Annotated in this window: 18 protein-coding genes; 9 read left to right on the plus strand and 9 right to left on the minus strand. The window is 63.8% G+C overall.

Annotated elements, in window-relative coordinates; genetic code table 11:
- Positions 1-10 precede the first annotated feature (10 nt).
- Positions 11-706 (minus strand): DUF2268 domain-containing putative Zn-dependent protease, encoded by a 696-nt coding sequence (locus tag MKZ91_RS17925; protein ID WP_336172418.1) that lies wholly within the window; start codon positions 704-706, stop codon positions 11-13.
- A 275-nt stretch (positions 707-981) separates the two neighbouring features.
- Between MKZ91_RS17925 and MKZ91_RS17930 the strand changes: the two genes are divergently transcribed.
- From MKZ91_RS17930 to MKZ91_RS17940, 3 genes are all read left to right on the plus strand, one after another.
- Entirely contained in the window at positions 982-1,788 is an 807-nt protein-coding gene (locus tag MKZ91_RS17930) for an AraC family transcriptional regulator (RefSeq protein WP_336172419.1), read from the plus strand.
- A gap of 83 nt (positions 1,789-1,871) precedes the next feature.
- Positions 1,872-2,795: a DMT family transporter gene (locus MKZ91_RS17935; RefSeq protein WP_336172420.1), complete on the plus strand. Its 924-nt coding sequence runs from the start codon at positions 1,872-1,874 to the stop codon at positions 2,793-2,795.
- A gap of 33 nt (positions 2,796-2,828) precedes the next feature.
- Positions 2,829-3,527: a B3/B4 domain-containing protein gene (locus MKZ91_RS17940; protein WP_336172421.1), complete on the plus strand. Its 699-nt coding sequence runs from the start codon at positions 2,829-2,831 to the stop codon at positions 3,525-3,527.
- Between the two features lie 75 nt (positions 3,528-3,602).
- Here the strand turns inward: MKZ91_RS17940 and MKZ91_RS17945 are convergent, their stop codons facing one another.
- Positions 3,603-5,186, minus strand: a complete 1,584-nt coding sequence (locus MKZ91_RS17945) for a peptide chain release factor 3 (RefSeq protein ID WP_336172422.1) — start codon at positions 5,184-5,186, stop codon at positions 3,603-3,605.
- Between the two features lie 91 nt (positions 5,187-5,277).
- On the opposite strand from MKZ91_RS17945, the gene dut reads away from it, so the two are divergent.
- The gene (gene dut, locus MKZ91_RS17950) at positions 5,278-5,751 is read left to right on the plus strand and encodes a dUTP diphosphatase (protein WP_336172423.1); all 474 of its coding nucleotides are present in this window, start codon (positions 5,278-5,280) and stop codon (positions 5,749-5,751) included.
- 106 nt (positions 5,752-5,857) lie between these two features.
- On the opposite strand, the gene MKZ91_RS17955 is transcribed toward dut, so the two are convergent.
- The gene (locus tag MKZ91_RS17955; protein ID WP_336172424.1) at positions 5,858-6,295 is read right to left on the minus strand and encodes an Lrp/AsnC family transcriptional regulator; all 438 of its coding nucleotides are present in this window, start codon (positions 6,293-6,295) and stop codon (positions 5,858-5,860) included.
- 132 nt (positions 6,296-6,427) lie between these two features.
- Here MKZ91_RS17955 and MKZ91_RS17960 point away from each other — a divergent pair, with 132 nt between their 5' ends.
- Both MKZ91_RS17960 and MKZ91_RS17965 read left to right on the plus strand, forming a co-directional pair.
- Positions 6,428-7,342 carry a DMT family transporter gene (locus MKZ91_RS17960; protein ID WP_336172425.1) on the plus strand — a complete coding sequence of 305 codons (915 nt, stop codon included), beginning with the start codon at positions 6,428-6,430 and terminating at the stop codon, positions 7,340-7,342.
- Positions 7,339-7,644, plus strand: coding sequence for an NIPSNAP family protein (locus MKZ91_RS17965; RefSeq protein ID WP_336172426.1), 306 nt, complete (start codon positions 7,339-7,341; stop codon positions 7,642-7,644). Before MKZ91_RS17960 ends, MKZ91_RS17965 begins: the two co-directional genes overlap by 4 nt.
- A gap of 18 nt (positions 7,645-7,662) precedes the next feature.
- On the opposite strand, the gene MKZ91_RS17970 is transcribed toward MKZ91_RS17965, so the two are convergent.
- Positions 7,663-8,295 carry a LysE family translocator gene (locus tag MKZ91_RS17970; RefSeq protein ID WP_336172427.1) on the minus strand — a complete coding sequence of 211 codons (633 nt, stop codon included), beginning with the start codon at positions 8,293-8,295 and terminating at the stop codon, positions 7,663-7,665.
- A gap of 173 nt (positions 8,296-8,468) precedes the next feature.
- Between MKZ91_RS17970 and MKZ91_RS17975 the strand changes: the two genes are divergently transcribed.
- Positions 8,469-9,086 (plus strand): LysE family translocator, encoded by a 618-nt coding sequence (locus tag MKZ91_RS17975; RefSeq protein ID WP_336172428.1) that lies wholly within the window; start codon positions 8,469-8,471, stop codon positions 9,084-9,086.
- Positions 9,087-9,225: 139 nt separating this feature from the next.
- Positions 9,226-10,194 carry a cysteine synthase A gene (gene cysK / locus MKZ91_RS17980; protein WP_336172429.1) on the plus strand — a complete coding sequence of 323 codons (969 nt, stop codon included), beginning with the start codon at positions 9,226-9,228 and terminating at the stop codon, positions 10,192-10,194.
- Between the two features lie 253 nt (positions 10,195-10,447).
- On the opposite strand, the gene MKZ91_RS17985 is transcribed toward cysK, so the two are convergent.
- Together MKZ91_RS17985 and MKZ91_RS17990 are read right to left on the minus strand one after the other, a co-directional pair.
- Positions 10,448-11,980 carry a YifB family Mg chelatase-like AAA ATPase gene (locus MKZ91_RS17985; protein ID WP_336172430.1) on the minus strand — a complete coding sequence of 511 codons (1,533 nt, stop codon included), beginning with the start codon at positions 11,978-11,980 and terminating at the stop codon, positions 10,448-10,450.
- Positions 11,981-12,121: 141 nt separating this feature from the next.
- Positions 12,122-13,105 carry a zinc-dependent alcohol dehydrogenase family protein gene (locus tag MKZ91_RS17990; protein ID WP_336172567.1) on the minus strand — a complete coding sequence of 328 codons (984 nt, stop codon included), beginning with the start codon at positions 13,103-13,105 and terminating at the stop codon, positions 12,122-12,124.
- A gap of 128 nt (positions 13,106-13,233) precedes the next feature.
- On the opposite strand from MKZ91_RS17990, the gene MKZ91_RS17995 reads away from it, so the two are divergent.
- A complete protein-coding gene (locus MKZ91_RS17995) occupies positions 13,234-14,079 on the plus strand; it encodes a LysR family transcriptional regulator (RefSeq protein WP_336172431.1) in 846 nt (281 codons plus the stop codon).
- A gap of 118 nt (positions 14,080-14,197) precedes the next feature.
- Here the strand turns inward: MKZ91_RS17995 and gshB are convergent, their stop codons facing one another.
- The 3 genes from gshB to MKZ91_RS18010 form a co-directional block, all read right to left on the minus strand.
- Positions 14,198-15,145: a glutathione synthase gene (gshB, locus tag MKZ91_RS18000; protein ID WP_336172432.1), complete on the minus strand. Its 948-nt coding sequence runs from the start codon at positions 15,143-15,145 to the stop codon at positions 14,198-14,200.
- A gap of 146 nt (positions 15,146-15,291) precedes the next feature.
- Positions 15,292-16,281, minus strand: coding sequence for an endonuclease (locus tag MKZ91_RS18005; protein WP_336172433.1), 990 nt, complete (start codon positions 16,279-16,281; stop codon positions 15,292-15,294).
- Complete coding sequence (locus MKZ91_RS18010) at positions 16,278-17,390, minus strand: sn-glycerol-3-phosphate import ATP-binding protein UgpC (RefSeq protein WP_336172434.1); 1,113 nt, start codon at positions 17,388-17,390, stop codon at positions 16,278-16,280. The genes MKZ91_RS18005 and MKZ91_RS18010 overlap by 4 nt, the downstream gene beginning before the upstream one ends.
- Between the last annotated feature and the right edge of the window lie 28 nt (positions 17,391-17,418).

Consider the following 17,418-nt stretch of genomic DNA (forward strand, 5'->3'; position numbering starts at 1 on the left):
AAGCGCGCCGTCAGTGTGCCGTCGACAGGCGTTCCCTCATTCGTGTCCAGGCTGCGCCGATCACCACAGCGGCGGGCGTTGCCGTCATCTGTGACGGACGAGCCTGCGGGTTCGCCGCAAGATACGCCCTGACCAGATGGTAGCCGATCGTATAGCCGGCCCAGCGCGGCAGGGTGGGATCACTGCCAAGGAACCAGCCTGCGTGGTCATAGTCATCAGCCCAGAGTTCCCTCTCGGCGCGTTCCAGCACGCCTGCCCAATCGCCGACGGCAATCGCATGGTTCCATGGATGGCCGTCGCCGCCGTTGATCTCGGCATCGAAGGCGTCAGCGAGACCCTCGGTAATCAGAGCTTCGCCAAGCTGGGTGCCGTAGCCGCGGGTGGCATGGCGGAAGGAATGATGCAATTCGTGCGTCAGCGTCTTGCGCAGCTCTCCCGCGCTCAGGCTGGCATCGAAATTGTCGTTGTCCGGGTCGAGCGTCAGGAAGATGAGCCCCCTGCGATAGCAGCCACCGTCGATGCCGAACTCGGGAATGCCCTCGCCGACCCTGCGTTCGACAATGACGTCGATCGGCGCGGCGCTGTCGGAGGCGGGCACCCGCGTACCGACGCGCGCAGCCGTTTCCCGTACTTGCGCGAGAATCTGTTCGCGCCAGGGCGCAAGCGATCCGTCCGCCTCGAGGAAGTGAACGCGCAGGTCCAGCATGGCAGATGCCTCCGGTCGTCATCATCTTTCGTCGCGGAAACTGAAGCAGGTGGCGCGTGAATGCAACGTGGCGCAAGCCAGGCCTCGGCAAGCAAGGCGCGCTTGCGAAAAATGGCTCCCGTAGCGGCTGCACCCGGAACGCCTAGGAATTGACGGGCGAGGCAACAACCAGCACCGACCTGCGGCCGGACACCGAACGAGGACGTGAGAACAATGGGATAGCCGCTCGCGCGGGCGCGATGTACAAGAGAGACGAAAACGGATCGGGCGCACGGATGGCAAAAGGTCAGTTCAGGATGCTGCGCAGCGCGGTCGCGGGCATAGACGCGGTCGAGGCCGATACGCGCCATTCCTTCGCCCGCCACACCCACGACCAGTTCGGCATCGGCCTCATCTACCAGGGCGCCCAGAAGTCACTCAGCGGCCGCGGCATGGTGGAGGCTGGCGCCGGTGACATGATCACCGTCAATCCCGGCGAGGTCCATGACGGCGCGCCGATCGGCGATGCCGGGCGCTCCTGGCGCATGCTCTATCTCGATCCGTCCGTCGTCTCGGCTGCCGCCGAAGATATCAGCCATGGGTGGACATCTGCCGGTGAATTTACCGCGCCCGCTTTCCACGATGCGGAAACGGCAAAGCAATTCCGCGCGCTCTTTGCAGCGCTCACCGCTCCAACGGCACATGACGAGACGATCCGCCAAGAGGAAGGACTTCTGCTGCTCCTTGGCAGTCTGCTTGCCACCGGCAGGGCGCAGCGCTCGCAAAAGCAAGCGGCAGTCACGTCGGCCAAGATGATGATCGACGATGATCCGACAGCTCCAATCACGCTTGCCGATCTAGCGACCGAGGCAGGGCTCAGCCGCTTCCAACTCGTCCGTCACTTCGCCAAGGCGGTCGGACTGACACCGCACGCCTATATCGTCCAGCGCCGGATCGACCTTGCCCGTCGGCTGATCGGCAAGGGCATGCCGCTCGCGGAAGCGGCGTTCGCCGCCGGTTTTGCCGACCAAAGCCATATGACGCGTGTCTTCGTCAGCAAATACGGCCTTTCACCCGGCGTCTATGCCGAGGCGGCCCGATAACACCCCCGCAATTCCGTTCAAGACCCCCGGTCCTGCTCCAGCGCATTGCTGAGGCCACAAGCTCAGCTTCGCGAGAGGAAGACATGTCGGAAAAGGTCCGGGGTTATCTCTATCTGTCGCTGGCGATGATCCTCGTCGGCAGTACGGTCATTGCCAGCAAGATCATCGCCACGGGCCTTCCCCCGTTTTCGGCCACCGCCCTGCGCTTTGCGTTGGCTTTGCCGCTCTTTCTGGTTCTGATGCGACTGACCAGGACAGCATGGCCGAAGCTCGGGCGCCGCGACTGGCTGATCCTCGTTGCCCAGGCGGGCGCCGGCGGCGTCGGCTACACGACCTTGCTGATCGCCGGCCTCAGCCTGACGTCTGCGACCGATGCTGGCGTGGTGATCGGGACGCTGCCGGTCGTGTCCGCCGCCATCGCCATTCTGCTTCTCGGCGAGCGTCCCGATCGCCGGATGCTTGCGGCGATCGCGCTTGCCGGCTTCGGGGTGCTCACCATCGTCTTCAAGCCTGGCGACGGCGCAGCCCATTCGCCGCTCGGCATCGCGCTCATCTTCGGCGCCGTTGTCTGCGAAGGCCTGTTTATCCTGATCAACAAGCGGGTCCGCACAGAGATCTCGCCCCTTGCCCTTTCGACGCTGATGGCAGGCCTCGGCTTTGCCGTGGCATTTGTGCCTGCGCTCTTCGAGACGCCCTGGGACACACCGCTTGAAACAGGCGCTATCACGGCTGTCCTCTATTACGCCCTGGTGCCGACAGTCGCCGGCTTCCTGCTCTGGTATGCCGGAGCGGCACGCGTGAGCGGTACCGAGGCTTCGGTCTTCACGGCGCTGGCGCCGGTCTCGGCGGTCGCCTTCGCCTTCCTTCTGCTTGGCGAGCCGGTCGGGCTCTTTCAGATGGCAGGCATCGGCTGCGTGCTTGCCGCTGTTCTTGGGCTGAGCCTGCCCCAGATAGTCTCCAATCGGAGAACCGCAAGCGCCCTGCCACGCCCGGTGGGAAAGGTTTGAACCATCATGAACGCAGAGGATTCGAAGGCTTCCATGCATTTCCAACACGCAGACGACATCTGGCGCGATTTTCCGGAACTCAGCGCCGGCGCGCTGTTCCTAGATAATGTGCAGCGCAACGTGTCCGTTACTGAAGCGCTCCTGCGCTTTCAGGCGGTCGCCGCCGAGCGCCTCGGCAGCGGGCCTGAAAGCGATCTGCCGGAGATCCAGGCCTGGCGCCGAACGTTCACGAAGATGGGACTGAAGCCGACGCAGTATCGCTCCGCCTCCGAGGCGCTGCTCAGACGTTTTCGCAAGGAGGGCAACCTGCCCTCGATCCACCCGCTGATCGATCTCTGCAACGCCGCCTCGCTTGCATTTGCCATCCCGATCGCCGTCTTCGACCTCGACCAGGCTGCCGGTCACCTGCATGTCCGCCGGGCGCTCGGAAACGAGACCTATCTGACCTTTGCCGGTGCAATGGAAAACCCCGAGCCGGGCGAGGTGATCTTTTCCGATGCCGAAGGACGGGCGCATGCCCGGCGCTGGACCAACCGCCAGAGCGGCCTGTCGGCGATCCGGCCCGAGACGACGCGCGCGCTGATCGTTGCCGAAGCGCTGCACGAGACGGGGCGAGCGGATATTGAGCGGCTGATTGCAGCTCTCTCTCAGGCAATCGATGAGAGTTGGGGCGTTCGTCCGAGCATGGCAATGCTCGGTCGTTCGTCACCGCGGTTCGATTTTTTGATCTAGGGACAAAGAGGCGCGGCGCATCGGCGGCCGGAAAACCGGCCGGCGCTTCAGGCGCTGGCCGGCAAAGCAAATTGATCAGGCCGCCTTGGCGACGTGATATTCCTTGATCGCGACCATCTTGATCGCCGGATAGCGCTCGGCTTCGTAGCGCAGCGAGAAGCTGTCCTGCGCCAGGAACACCGGGTCGCCATCGAGATCGCGGGCGATGTCGCCGCGGCGGGCCGTGACGAACTTGTCGAGTTCGGCCGGCTGGTCGGCCGAAATCCAGCGGCAGACGGAGAAGCGCGACATTTCGAAGGACACCGGAAGGCCGTATTCGGCGCTGAGGCGCTCCTTCAACACGTCGAGCTGCAGCGCGCCGACGACGCCGACGATCGCCGGAGAGCCGTCCTCGGGTGAGAAGAGCTGCACGACGCCTTCTTCGGCCATCTGCTGCAGCGCTTCCTTCAGCTTCTTTGCCTTCATCGCATCCTCAAGCCGCACGCGGCGCAGGATTTCCGGCGAGAAGTTCGGAACGCCCTGGAACACAAGCGGCTCGCCCTCGGTCAGCGTGTCGCCGATACGCAGTGTGCCATGGTTGGGGATGCCGACGACGTCGCCGGCGTAAGCCGTGTCTGCGAGCTGGCGCTGCGAGGCGAAGAAGAACTGCGGGGCGCTGAGGCCCAGCTGCTTGCCGGTGCGCGACAGGCGGGCCTTCATACCGCGCTCGAGCTTGCCGGAGCAGACGCGGGCAAAGGCGATACGGTCGCGGTGGTTCGGGTCCATGTTGGCCTGGATCTTGAAGACGAAGGCCGTCATCTTGTCGTCGGTTGCGTGCACCGTGCGGATGTCGGCGACCTGGTCGCGCGGCGGCGGCGCGATGTCGCCGAGCGCGTTGATGAGGTCGCGCACACCGAAGTTGCGCAGCGCCGAGCCGAAGAAGACCGGCGTCAGGTGACCTTCGAGGAAGGCCTTCTTGTCGAAGGGCTTGCAGGCCTCGATCGCCAGCGACAGCTCGTCGGTGAAGGCGTCGCGCTCGTTTTCCGGCAGGCGGTGCGAGGCCATCTCCGGGCCGTTGACCTTGGTCGGGATTTCCTGCGTGTCAGAACCGCGCACCGTGTTGTTGGCGAGGTGATAGGAACCGCAGAAGGTCTTCGAGCGGCCGATCGGCCAGGTGACCGGCGCGCAGTCGAGCGCCAGCTTTTCCTCGACTTCGTCGAGGATCTCGAAGGGATCGCGGCTCTCGCGGTCCATCTTGTTGACGAAGGTGATGATCGGGATATCGCGCATGCGGCAGACTTCGAAGAGCTTCAGCGTGCGCGGCTCGATACCCTTGGCGGCGTCGATGACCATGACGGCCGCATCCACCGCCGTCAGCGTGCGATAGGTGTCGTCAGCGAAGTCTTCGTGACCGGGCGTATCGAGAATGTTGAAGACGTTGCCGCCATACTCGAAGGTCATGACCGAGGTGACGACCGAGATGCCGCGCTCGCGCTCGATCTTCATCCAGTCCGAACGGGTCTGGATGCGATCTTTCTTGGCCTTGACTTCACCGGCGAGCTGGATGGCGCCGCCGAACAGCAGCAGCTTTTCGGTGAGCGTGGTCTTACCGGCGTCCGGGTGGGCAATAATCGCAAATGTGCGGCGGCGGGAGACCGCCTCGGCGAGAGTTTCAGCCATGTCGTAGAATCCTGTGAGTTGCCGCGTCCTTTACAGGCTCAGGCCCGATTATGCAATTGACCGAGACGCCCACCGCCCGGCTTATGGCCCCATGAGCACGCACACTTCCGAATCTCGCCCGACCCTCAACCTCGTTCGCCTGTCGCATGGCGAGGGCCTGGACCTGCCCGCTTATGAGACTTCGGGCGCCGCCGGCATGGATCTGCGCGCCGCTGTCCCTGCCGACCGGCCGCTGATGCTGATGCCTGGCAAGCGCGCGCTGGTGCCGACGGGCTTCGTTTTCGAGGTGCCGGCGGGCTATGAAGCCCAGATCCGCCCGCGCTCAGGCCTTGCCTTCAAGCACGGCATCACTTGCCTCAACACGCCAGGCACGATCGACAGCGACTATCGCGGCGAGGTGAAAGTGCTGCTCGTCAATCTCGGCGACGAGGATTTCCTCATCGCGCGCGACATGCGCATTGCGCAGATGGTGATCGCGCCGGTGACCCAGGTCGACGTGCGTGAAACCGACAATGCCAGCGAGACAATGCGTGGCGCTGGCGGTTTCGGCTCGACCGGGGTCTGAGCGACGCGATTCCGGACGGAAAACCGCTTCGCACTTTTCCTGGAATTGAGTTCAAGCTCCGCAAATCCGGACGGAAAACCGCTTCGCACTTTTCCTGGAATTGCTTTTAGATCAAGGGCGGCAGACGACGCTTCACCGGCGACGACTTGACGATCGAGGTGTTGGTCTGCGCCTTCTCGGCGATCCGATCGAGGATCGTGTCCAATTGCGCCATGTCGCGCACGAAGAGCTTGGCGATAAAGCAATCGTCGCCGGTGACCTTGTCGCATTCGACGATTTCGGGCGTGTCCTGAATGAGCCGCTCGACGATGTGCAGCATGCCCGGCATCGGGCGCACGCGGATCACCGCCTGCAGCGGATAGCCGAGCTTCAGCGGATTGAGCGCGATGGTGAAGCCGTCGAGAATGCCGCGCTCTTCCAGCTTACGCAGCCGATCGGCAGCACTCGGCGAGGACAACCCCGCCTCCTGCGCCAGATCCTTCAGCGAAACTCGCGCGTTGCCCGACAGGATATCGAGGATTCGCCGGTCTATCTCATCCAACATCACATCACCGTGAGTTAATGCTGCAAACTTGCCTTAAAAGATTAGGCATTGTGGCATATCTGCCTTTTGCGATCCATGGAAAACGCTGGCCCAGCCGGTTATTCTCGGATCACAAATCAGGGAGCGATGACCATGAATTCGGAACTCAGACGCGGCAGCATCGAGATGACGGCAGCGATGCTGATCTCAGGCACCATCGGCTGGTTCGTGCTGATGTCGGGCCAGCCGGTGACGAGCGTCGTTTTCTGGCGCTGCGTCTTCGGGGCCGCGACGCTCGTTGGCATTGCGTGGTTCCTCGGCCTGCTTGACCGCCGCCATTTCAGCCGTCGCATGCTGTTGCTGTCGGTTGCCGGCGGCATCGCCATCGTCGTCAATTGGCTGCTGCTCTTTGCCGCCTACTCCCACGCATCGATCTCGATCGCCACCATGGTCTACAACACGCAGCCCTTCATGCTCTTGGGGCTTGGCGCCCTGTTTCTCGGCGAGAAGATCACGGCCATGAAGATCTTCTGGCTCTCCGTCTCCTTCGCCGGCATGCTGGCGATCGTCGCAGCCAAGCCGGGCCATGGTTCCGCCACGGAGAGCTATCTGATCGGCATTGCGCTTTCGATCGGCGCCGCCTTCTTCTATGCGATCGCGGCGATTGCGACGAAGCTGCTCAAGGGCACGCCGCCACACCTGATCGCGCTGATCCAGGTGATCACCGGGACGCTGATGCTCGCGCCACTGGCGTTGACCGCCCCTGCCCCGTCAGGTGCCGCGCAATGGTCGATCCTCGTCGCTGTCGGCGTCATCCATACAGGGCTGATGTATGTGCTGCTCTATGGTGCGATCCAGCGGCTGCCGACGCACATGACCGGAGCGCTGTCTTTCGTCTATCCGATCGCCGCCGTCGTCGTCGATCGCCTAGCCTTCGGCCATCAATTGCAGCCCATCCAGATCCTCGGCTCCGTCGCGATCCTGATCGCCGCCGCCGGCATGAATCTCGGCTGGAAACTTCGTCTTCCCTCTTCTATCAAGCGGCAACGCGAAGGGAGAACCGCATGATCACCTGCTACCTCAAATACGTCATCGACCCCTACAAGGCCGCCGAATTCGAACACTACGCCAGACTTTGGATCCCGCTCGTCAATCGCCTCGGCGGCACGCATCACGGCTATTTCTTGCCGCATGAAGGGGCAAACAACATCGCGCTCGCCCTCTTCAGCTTCCCGAGCCTTGCTGCCTATGAGGCCTATCGGAAAGAGATGGCCGCTGATACGGAGTGCCGGGAGGCTTTCGCCTATGCCGAAAAGACCCGCTGCATCCTAAGCTACGAGCGCAGCTTCATGCGGCCCGTATTCGAATAAGGCCGAACGGCATCGGAACTAGCGCCGCGCTTCGGCCGCCATGCTGAGTGCGAAGCCGAAGAGCGCCGTGCCCATTGCCCAGCGCTGGACCACCATGAACAGCGGCCGTCCGGCGAGGAAGGCCGAAATGCCGCTGGCGGCAAGCGCGATCATCGCATTGACGGAAACACTGGTCATGATCTGGATCGAACCGAAGACCAGCGACTGGCCGAGCACGTTGCCAAGCTCCGGCCGGATGAACTGCGGCAGCAGGGACAGGTAGAGAACTGCCACCTTGGGATTGAGCAAGCTGGTCAGAAAGCCCATGACAAACAGCTTCCTCGGCCCGTCCTTCGGCAGATGGCGAACCTGAAACGGCGAGCGTCCGCCGGGCTTTACCGCCTGCCAGGCCAAATAAAGAAGGTAACCGGCGCCGGCAATCCTCAGCGCATCATAGGCGAAGGGCACGGCGAGGAGCAGCGCCGTGATGCCGAGCGCTGCCGAAACCATGTAGACGACGAAACCGAGCGCCACGCCGCCAAGCGAAATCAATCCAGCCGCGGGCCCCTGGCTGATCGACCTCGAGATCAGGTAGATCATGTTCGGCCCCGGTGTCAGCACCATGCCGAGAGCCAAGAGGGCAAAACCGATCATGTCTTTCAATTCGGGCATGGGGACGCCTTTTTGCTCGTTTCATGCAGCTCTACGCATCCCGCGACAACCGACAATGCCAGACTTGTCACCCGGTCAATTTTGTCGCGAAGCACCGACAAGCCGTCGTTCCGTGAATTCCCTTTTTTAGCGCTTTGCGCTAAAAGGCTGCATCACCATCGGAAGGATCGTCCATGACGCTCGCGGCACTCATCGCCTATAGCGGCGCACTCTTCATCGCTGCGGCCATTCCAGGTCCCGGCGTCACAGCTCTGGTCGCCCGTGCGCTCGGCTCCAGCTTCCGCGAAACCTTCTTCATGGGGCTCGGCATCGCGCTCGGCGACATGGTCTATCTGACGGCCGTCGTTCTTGGGCTGGCGCTGATCGCGCAATCCTTCACGACAGTGTTCCTGGTGGTGAAGTTCGCCGGCGTCCTTTATCTCGGCTACATCGCCTGGAAGCTCTGGAGCGCAGGCCTGCTGCCGGAGGATATCAAGGCGAAGCCCTCGACGAGTGCCGCCATGTCTTTCCTGTCCGGCCTGCTGATCACGCTCGGCAATCCGAAGACGATGCTGTTTTACGTCGCGCTGGTGCCGACGCTGATCGACATCCAGGCGATCGGCCCAAGCGATTACGGCCTGCTTCTGACGGCAACCTTCCTTGTGCTTCTGGCGGTGCTCGTACCTTACATGCTGCTCGCATCACGCGCGCGACTGCTGCTGAAGCAACCGAAAGCCCTCAAGGCGCTGAACCGGGTCGCTGCTAGCGTGCTTGCCGGCACGGCCGCCTATATCGCCGTCCGCGCGAGCTGAAAAAACTTTTCCCGAACAACGACTTCGCCGGTGCTTTTTCCTCCGGCGGATCGTTGCTTCGTCGTTGCTGTTCTGGAATAGGGCAGAGGTAGTCCCTATTCTCATATCCTGAACATTTTACGTCCAAGGGAGAAACTTGATGTCCGACACACGCAAGCCCGGCCGCGGCCGCGTCTATTCCTCGATTACGGAAACGATCGGCGATACTCCCATTGTGCGGCTGGACAAGCTGGCGAAGGAAAAGGGCGTGAAGGCAAACCTGCTCGCCAAGCTCGAATTCTTCAACCCGATCGCCTCGGTCAAGGACCGCATCGGCGTGGCGATGATCGAGAGCCTTGAAGCCCAGGGCAAGATCGTGCCCGGCCGCACGACGCTGGTCGAGCCGACCTCGGGCAATACCGGCATCGCGCTTGCCTTCGTCGCCGCCGCCAAGGGCTACAAGCTGATCTTGACGATGCCGGAGACCATGTCGGTCGAGCGACGCAAGATGCTGGCGCTCTTGGGTGCCGAATTGGTGCTGACCGAAGGCGCCAAGGGCATGAAGGGCGCGATCGCCAAGGCGCAGGAACTGGTCGAGACCCTGCCCGACGCCATCATCCCGCAGCAGTTCGAAAACCCGGCCAACCCGGAAATCCATCGCAAGACGACCGCTGAAGAGATCTGGAACGACACGGACGGCGCCGTCGACATCTTCGTGTCGGGCATTGGCACCGGCGGCACGATCACCGGCGCCGGCCAGGTGCTGAAGGCACGCAAGCCCTCGATCAAGGTGATTGCGGTCGAACCGGAGGAATCCCCTGTCCTTTCCGGCGGCACGCCCGGCCCGCACAAGATCCAGGGAATCGGCGCGGGCTTTGCGCCAGCGATCCTCGACACCTCGATCTATGACGAGATCGTCACCGTCAACAGCGGCGAAGCGATCGAGGTCGCCCGCCTTGTCGCCAAGCTCGAGGGCGTGCCGGTCGGCATTTCCGCCGGCGCCGCACTCACTGCGGCGATCGAGGTCGGCCAGCGCGAGGAAAACGCCGGCAAGACCATCGTCGTCATCATTCCGTCCTTCGCCGAGCGCTATCTCTCTACGGCGCTGTTTGAAGGCCTCGGCGGCTGATCAGGTTTTAATCTTCAACGTTCGGAAGGGGCGCCCCGAGGCGCCCTTTTTGTTTCCAACATCTGCTGAAGTGCCTCCTGTGCGGGAAGGAGCGCGTCTCTCGTTCACGAAAAACAGATGCGTAGCGTGACTTCGGCCAGCCTCTGTTTCTGGCGGAACCACATTGAGCAACCTCGTCCGGCTGTGTTCATCACCGACCCGACCAATAGGCAGGGTCTCGCAAGACTGGCGACATGGATCGTGCAGGCGTTTGCTAAGCCGCCGCCTGCAGGCGTTCGCCGGCGATGCGATAGGAAATCGCCTCGGCGAGATGGATGCGGCCGACGGTGATCGCACCGTCGAGATCGGCGAGCGTGCGCGCCACCTTGAGCACCCGATGGTAGCCGCGGGCAGAGAACTTCATCTTCTCGGCGGCGTCGCGCAGAAGCTGCAGTCCCGACGCATCGGGAGCGGCGATCTTTTCGATTATCGTGGTCGACGCCCGGGCGTTGCTCGTCAGATCCGCGTGGCCGAGGGTGGCAAAGCGGTCGCCCTGCAGGGCGCGGGCCCGGGCAACCCTCCGCGCGACCACCTCGCTGTTTTCGGCCGCGGCCGGCTTCAGGAGATCGGCGGCGCTGACGGCCGGCACGTCGATGCGGATGTCGATCCGGTCCATCAACGGCCCGGAGATACGCGCCTGATAGTCGGCCATGCAGCGCGGACCGCGGGCGCAGCTGCGGCCGGGTTCACCCGCCATGCCGCAGCGGCAGGGGTTCATGGCGGCGACGAGCTGGATTGCCGCGGGATAGCTGACACGGTGGTTGGCCCGCGCAATGATGCACTCGGCGGTTTCGAGCGGCTGGCGTAGCGCGTCGAGAACCTGTGGCGTAAACTCCGGAAACTCGTCGAGGAACAGCACACCGTTGTGGGCAAGCGAGGCTTCGCCGGGCTTGGCACGCAAGCCACCGCCGACCATGGCCGCCATGGTTGCGGAATGATGCGGCGTGCGGAACGGCCGCCGGTCCGAGAGCTTGCCGCCCGGCAATTGCCCGGCGATCGAGTGGATCATCGACACTTCGAGCAGCTCGGCCGGATTGAGCGGCGGCAGGATCGACGGCAGGCGGGCGGCGAGCATCGACTTGCCCGAACCGGGCGGGCCGACCATCAGCAGATTGTGGTTGCCGGCGGCCGCCACCTCCAGCGCCCGCTTGGCGCTTTCCTGGCCCTTGATGTCGCCGAGATCGGGCAGGTTGGCTGCGCTTGAGCGGATCGCAGCCTCGGGCCGCGACAGCACCTGCGTTCCGCGAAAGTGATTGGCGATCGCGATCAGGCTGCGCGGCGCGAGAATGTCGATCTCCGCACCCGCCCAGGCCGCTTCCGGCCCGCTTTCGGCCGGGCAGATCAGCCCCTTGCCGAGCGCATTCGCGCCGATCGCAGCGGGAAGCGCACCGGCGACGGCGGCAATGGTGCCATCGAGATTGAGCTCGCCGATCACGACATAGGGGGCAAGCGCATCGCCGGGGATGGCGCCGAGTGCTGCCATCAGTCCAAGCGCGATTGCGAGGTCGAAATGGCTGCCCTCCTTGGGCAGGTCGGCAGGCGCCAGATTGACGGTGACGCGCTTGGCCGGCAGAGCGAGGCCGGAGGCATGAAGGGCCGCCTGCACCCGCTCTCGGCTTTCGGCGACCGCCTTGTCGGGCAGGCCGACGATCTGCATGCCGACCTTGCCGGGTGCAACCATCACCTGAACATCGACCGGAACACCCTCGATACCCTGAAATGCGACCGTGCTGACACGCGCGACCATGTTTGCTCCCTCGCCCCGCAACCGCTCTGGGTTGCAGAATGGAGTCTTGCACGGTTCGCGTACAAAAACAAGAACAATTAAAGAACATTTGGCCGTAAGCCCGGTGGCCGATTGCCTCCTGGCTCGCCCGGGACCATGCTTTCAGCGCGTCACATCCACCACGACCTTGCCGCGCGCACTACGGTCCTCGACTATGACGTGCGCAGCCGCGACCTCGCCAAGGGAGAATGACCTGGCTTCGACGATCGGCGCGAGCTTGCCCGCCTCCGCCAGGCGGGTCGCCTCAGCCAGGATGGCGCCATGATGCTCCCGCCCGATCCCGGTCAAAAGCGGCAGCAGCGTGAAGACGCCGGAATAACTGCCACCCCGAAACGACAGGGGCGCCAGCGCGTGATTGCCCCAGCCAAGGCAACTGACGACATGACCGAAGCGCCTGATCGCCGCAAAAGACGCATCGAGGATGGCGCCACCGCCGGTGTCATAGGCAGTGTCAAAGCCCGCGCCGTCGGTATGGGCGGCGACATAGTCCTCGACCGTCTCAGCGCGGTAGTCGATCGCGGTCGCTCCAAGCGTTTCGATCGCTTGCCGCTGTCCGGCACTGCCGGTGGCATAGACATCGGCCCCGAAGGCGCGCGCGATCTGGACGGCGACATGGCCGACGCCGCCGGCGCCACCCTGGATCAGCACTTTGTGGCCGGCGCGCACGCCGGCTCGATCCACAAGCCCTTCCCAGGCGGTGATGAAAACGAGCGGCAAGGCCGCTGCCTCGCCAAAGCCGAGATTGGCCGGCTTGCGGGCGATGAGACGTGCATCGACGGCGGCGTACTCAGCAAGCGATCCCTGAATACCACCGACCCCTCCGGTCATTCCGTAAACTTCGTCTCCCGGGCGAAATGCTTTCACTTCGGCCCCAACGGCCTCGACCACGCCGGCGAGATCGATGCCCAGGATCGCCGGCAGGGGATGCCTGGCGTGCGCGGCGGTGCCGGCGCGGATCTTGATGTCCAACGGGTTGACGCCGCTTGCATGGATCCGCACCAGAACTTCGCCCTGGCCGGGTTCCGGCCGGGCAATCTCAGCCAGCCTGAACGGTCCGCCATGGGCTTCGAGCAGGGCTGCACGCATCGTCTTTTGCTTCTTGGACATCTCTCTATCTCCGTCGCGCTGTTGACGAGACGAAGATGGGCGTAGATGCTTCTGTTTGAAACTTACGACTTCGACTGCTTCCCATTCAAAATCGCATGGACAGAAGTATGGACTGGAGCGACGTCAAGATCTTCCTGGCTATCGCACGAAACGGCACACTGGGTGCGGCCGCCCGCGCGCTCGGGCAGAGCCAGCCGACCATGGGGCGACGCCTGAAGGCACTGGAAGAGGCGGTCGGCCACGCGCTGTTTCAGCGCACGAGTGACGGCTTCGTGCTGACCGACGAAGGGTCCGCCGTTTTGGCGCATGCCGAACGAATGGAGGAAGAGGCACTGTCGTTCGAGCGGGAGCTCGACGGTCAGGGCAAACAGCTTGAAGGCACAGTGCGGATTGCCAGTTCGGAGTGGTTCGGGACTTATGTGCTGACGCCGCTCCTCGCGAAGCTCGTGGCGGAACACCGGCAGCTAACGATCGAGCTTCTGACCGATGCCCGCATCTTCAGCCTCGCCCGGCGCGAGGCGGATCTGGCGTTCCGGATCACCCCGTTCAAGGAGAGCGGCGTGATCCAGCGCAAGCTGACCCGGCTCGACTATGGGCTCTACGGGATAGCCGGCACGGCCGATCCCGGGATCTCAGGCGGATCCGGCATCAGGCTGGTGACGATGGACCACGCGTTCGAGACGCTACCCGACGCCACTTGGCTTCGGGAGACGTTCCCGCAGGCAAGCATCGGCTTTCGCAGCAACAATCGGGAGGTCCAGGCGAAAGCCGTCCTTTCCGGCGCTGGCATCGCCGTCCTGCCAAACCTGCTCGCGCAGCACATGCCCGGACTCGTTCGCATCGCCATCGAACCGCCGCCGCCAACACGCGATGCCTGGGTCGGCTACCACGGCGACCTCAGACGTCTCCGCCGGCTGCGGGTTGTGCTGGACGCTGTGTTAAACGGCCTCTGACCGACAGTTTTTTACAGCGCCGACGCGGAGGGCAGCCGCGACATCGGCAGATCGGGTGAAGGAACATTTCGCTCCTTCGAACCCCACCGCATCGACAGAAGGTACCGGCCCTCTGCGTTCAGGCGCGCTTGCGCTCGATCGCATCCCAGAGAAGACTTGCAACGTCGGCACCGCCGAACTTCTTGACTTCGCGGATGCCCGTCGGCGAGGTCACGTTGATCTCGGTCATGTAGTCGCCGATGACGTCGATGCCGACGAAGAGGAAGCCGCGGGCTTTCAGCGCCGGTGCGATACGGGCGCAGATTTCCTTTTCGCGGGCAGTCAGCTCGGTCGGCTCGGGGCGGCCGCCGGCATGCATGTTGGAGCGGGCGTCGTGCTCGGCCGGAACGCGGTTGATGGCGCCGACCGGCTCGCCGTCGACGAGCAGGATGCGCTTGTCGCCCTTGCGCACCGCCGGCAGGTATTCCTGGGCGATGAAGGGCTCGCGGAACATCTGACCGAACATTTCGAGCAGAGACGACAGGTTGCGGTCGTCACGAGTGGAGTGGAAAACGCCGGCGCCGCCATTGCCGTAGAGCGGCTTCAGGATGATGTCGCCCATCTCCTGGCGGAAGCTGGCGATCTCCGCGGGATCGCGCGTGATCAGCGTCTTCGGCATCAGGTCGGCGAACTCGGTGACGAAGATCTTCTCCGGCGAATTGCGCACCCAGGCCGGATCGTTGACGACGAGCGTCTTCGGGTGCAGGCGCTCGAGCAGATGCGTCGAGGTGATGTAGGCCATGTCGAAGGGCGGGTCCTGGCGAAGCAGGATGACGTCCATGGTCGAAAGATCGACACGCTCCGGCTCGCCGAGCGTATAGTGGTCGCCCTTGACGTCGCGCAGCGTCATCTGCTGCGCGCTCGCATAGACCTTGCCGTCACGCAGCGATAGCTTTTCGGGCGTGTAGTGGAAAAGCCGGTAGCCGCGCGCCTGTGCCTCGAGGCTCATCGCGAAGGTCGAATCCCCCGCAATGTTGATGCCCGACACATGGTCCATCTGGATCCCGACATTGACGATTTTCGCCATCTTCCCGTCCCCTATGGATCGCGGCCACGCGCGATCGATTTCAAGTGCCAGAGGGGGACGTCCGCGAGCAACCGAGGTCCACGTTCCGCTCTGGAAAGCCCGCAACATGTAGAATGCGGGCGGGCCTTAGGCAAGGAGAGGCGAGGCTATTCGAAGCCTTCGACGACACAGGTGATGAGGTCGTGATCGGAGAGCGGCCGGTCGGACACGTCGAGCGAGGGAATGATCCTGGTTTCGCCGATTTTAAGCCCGCGCGACAGGAACCAGTCGAGCTTCATCGCGCGCTCCGGCCAGCGGGTGATCAGGCTCGGCCGGGTGGTCATCACCTCGAGCGGTCCTCCGTGGCGTGAGAAGCCGCGGGCAGCGCTCATGGCAAAGAGCCCCTCGGCCTCGAAGTCGCCGCCGGCATGGTTGCCGGTGTTGAGATCGCCGCCGATCAAGACGGGAAAACCGGGGAAGGCCTCGTCGATCGCGTCGATCAGTTCCTTCACCTGCCGTTCGCGATAGGCGGCGGTCGTGGCACTTTCGAGATGGGTGGAGACCGCAACGAAAGGGCCGGCCTCGGTCTCGATCACCGCGCCGATGGCAAAGCGCTCGCCGAGGCGCGGCTGCTCGCCATCGGTAAACCAGAGGCGTTCGCCCCAGAGACGCAGAAGGAACGGATGGCCAAGCGGCACCGCGGCCATCAGCGCGTTGCCATGGAAGCCCTTGGCATTGAATTCGTCCTCGCAGAATTCGCGCTCGGTATCGGAGCCAAGCCCAAGCTCGATGAATTCGATGCCATAGGCATAGGTCATGCCGAGATGAGCTGCCACCTCGGCGGTCGGATGACGCTGGCCGGTGCGGGCCATGCCGTTGTCCATTTCCGAAAGCAACACGACGAGCGCCCGCGTCTCGGCAAGGTGCGCAGCACTTTCAGCCGCAAACAGGCAGCGCTCCAGGTTCCAGGCCGCGACGGTGAAGGGGAAGGCAAGCGGCGCAGTTAAGGAATGCGCACCGCCGACCTCGATGCTGTTCATCTCCGGGCGTGCGGCCATGGCTGCGTCATGGGCCGCAATCGTGCGCACAATGTCGGCAAAGCCGGCACGAATTTCGGGCGATGGAACGGCAAGCTGTTCGACGGTTTCGCGGATCACGATGCCGTCTCCAGACGGTGGGTCTCGACCGGAGCGTCGCTCGCAAAGGAAGCGCCGCGTTCGAGCCGCTTGCCGCTGTCCGGCGCGAAGAAATGCAGGCGATCAACCGCGATGGTCACAGCGAGATCGCCGGAGAGCGGCGTTTCCGGAGAAAGCGCGATCGTCAGCGCCTGTCCTTCGATGGTGCCATGCACGAGCCGCTGGGCGCCGAGTTCCTCGACGTAGTCGACCTGGAACAGCATGGCATCTTCGCCGACGCCGGCGAGCTTCAGATCCTCGGCGCGCAGGCCGACGGTGACCGGACCTTCCGCTGGCGCGCGGTTGCCGAGTTCGATCTTGTAGAGACCGATCTGCAGGTTGCCGCCTTCGATCTGGCCCTTGATCAGGTTCATCGCCGGCGAGCCGATGAAGCTCGCGACGAAGGTCGAGGCCGGGCGGTGATAGACATCGAGCGGGCGGCCGATCTGCTCGATGCGGCCGCCGTTCAAGACCACCAGCCTGTCGGCAAGCGTCATCGCCTCGAGCTGGTCGTGGGTAACATAGAGCGAGGTGGTGCCAAGGCGCTTCTGCAGCCGCTTGATCTCGCCGCGCATGGAGACGCGCAGCTTGGCGTCGAGGTTGGAAAGCGGCTCGTCGAACAGGAAGGCCGCCGGCTTGCGCACGATGGCGCGGCCCATGGCGACGCGCTGGCGCTGGCCGCCCGAGAGCGCACGGGGCTTTCGGGAGAGATAGGGCTCGATCTCCAGCATGCGGGCCGCTTCGGCAACCCGGGCGTCGATCTCGGCCTTCGGCGTCTTGCGGTTCTTCAGGCCGTAGGCGAGGTTTTCGTAGACGGTCATATGCGGATAGAGCGCGTAGTTCTGGAAGACCATGGCGATGTCGCGCTCGGCCGGGTCGACGTCATTGATGACCCGCGAGCCGATCGTCACGGTCCCCTTGGAAATCGTCTCCAGCCCCGCGACCATGCGCAGGAGCGTGGACTTGCCGCAGCCGGATGGGCCGACGAGCACGATGAATTCGCCGTCCTCGATATCGATCGAGACGGATTTTACCGCCTCGACATTGCCGTGATAGATCTTCGAGACCTCGGCGATGGTAATGGCCGCCATGGCTGCCTCCGTGAAATTGGTGTCGTTT

It is taken from the genome of Ensifer sp. MJa1 (assembly GCF_037026475.1).
Lineage (GTDB): Bacteria > Pseudomonadota > Alphaproteobacteria > Rhizobiales > Rhizobiaceae > Ensifer.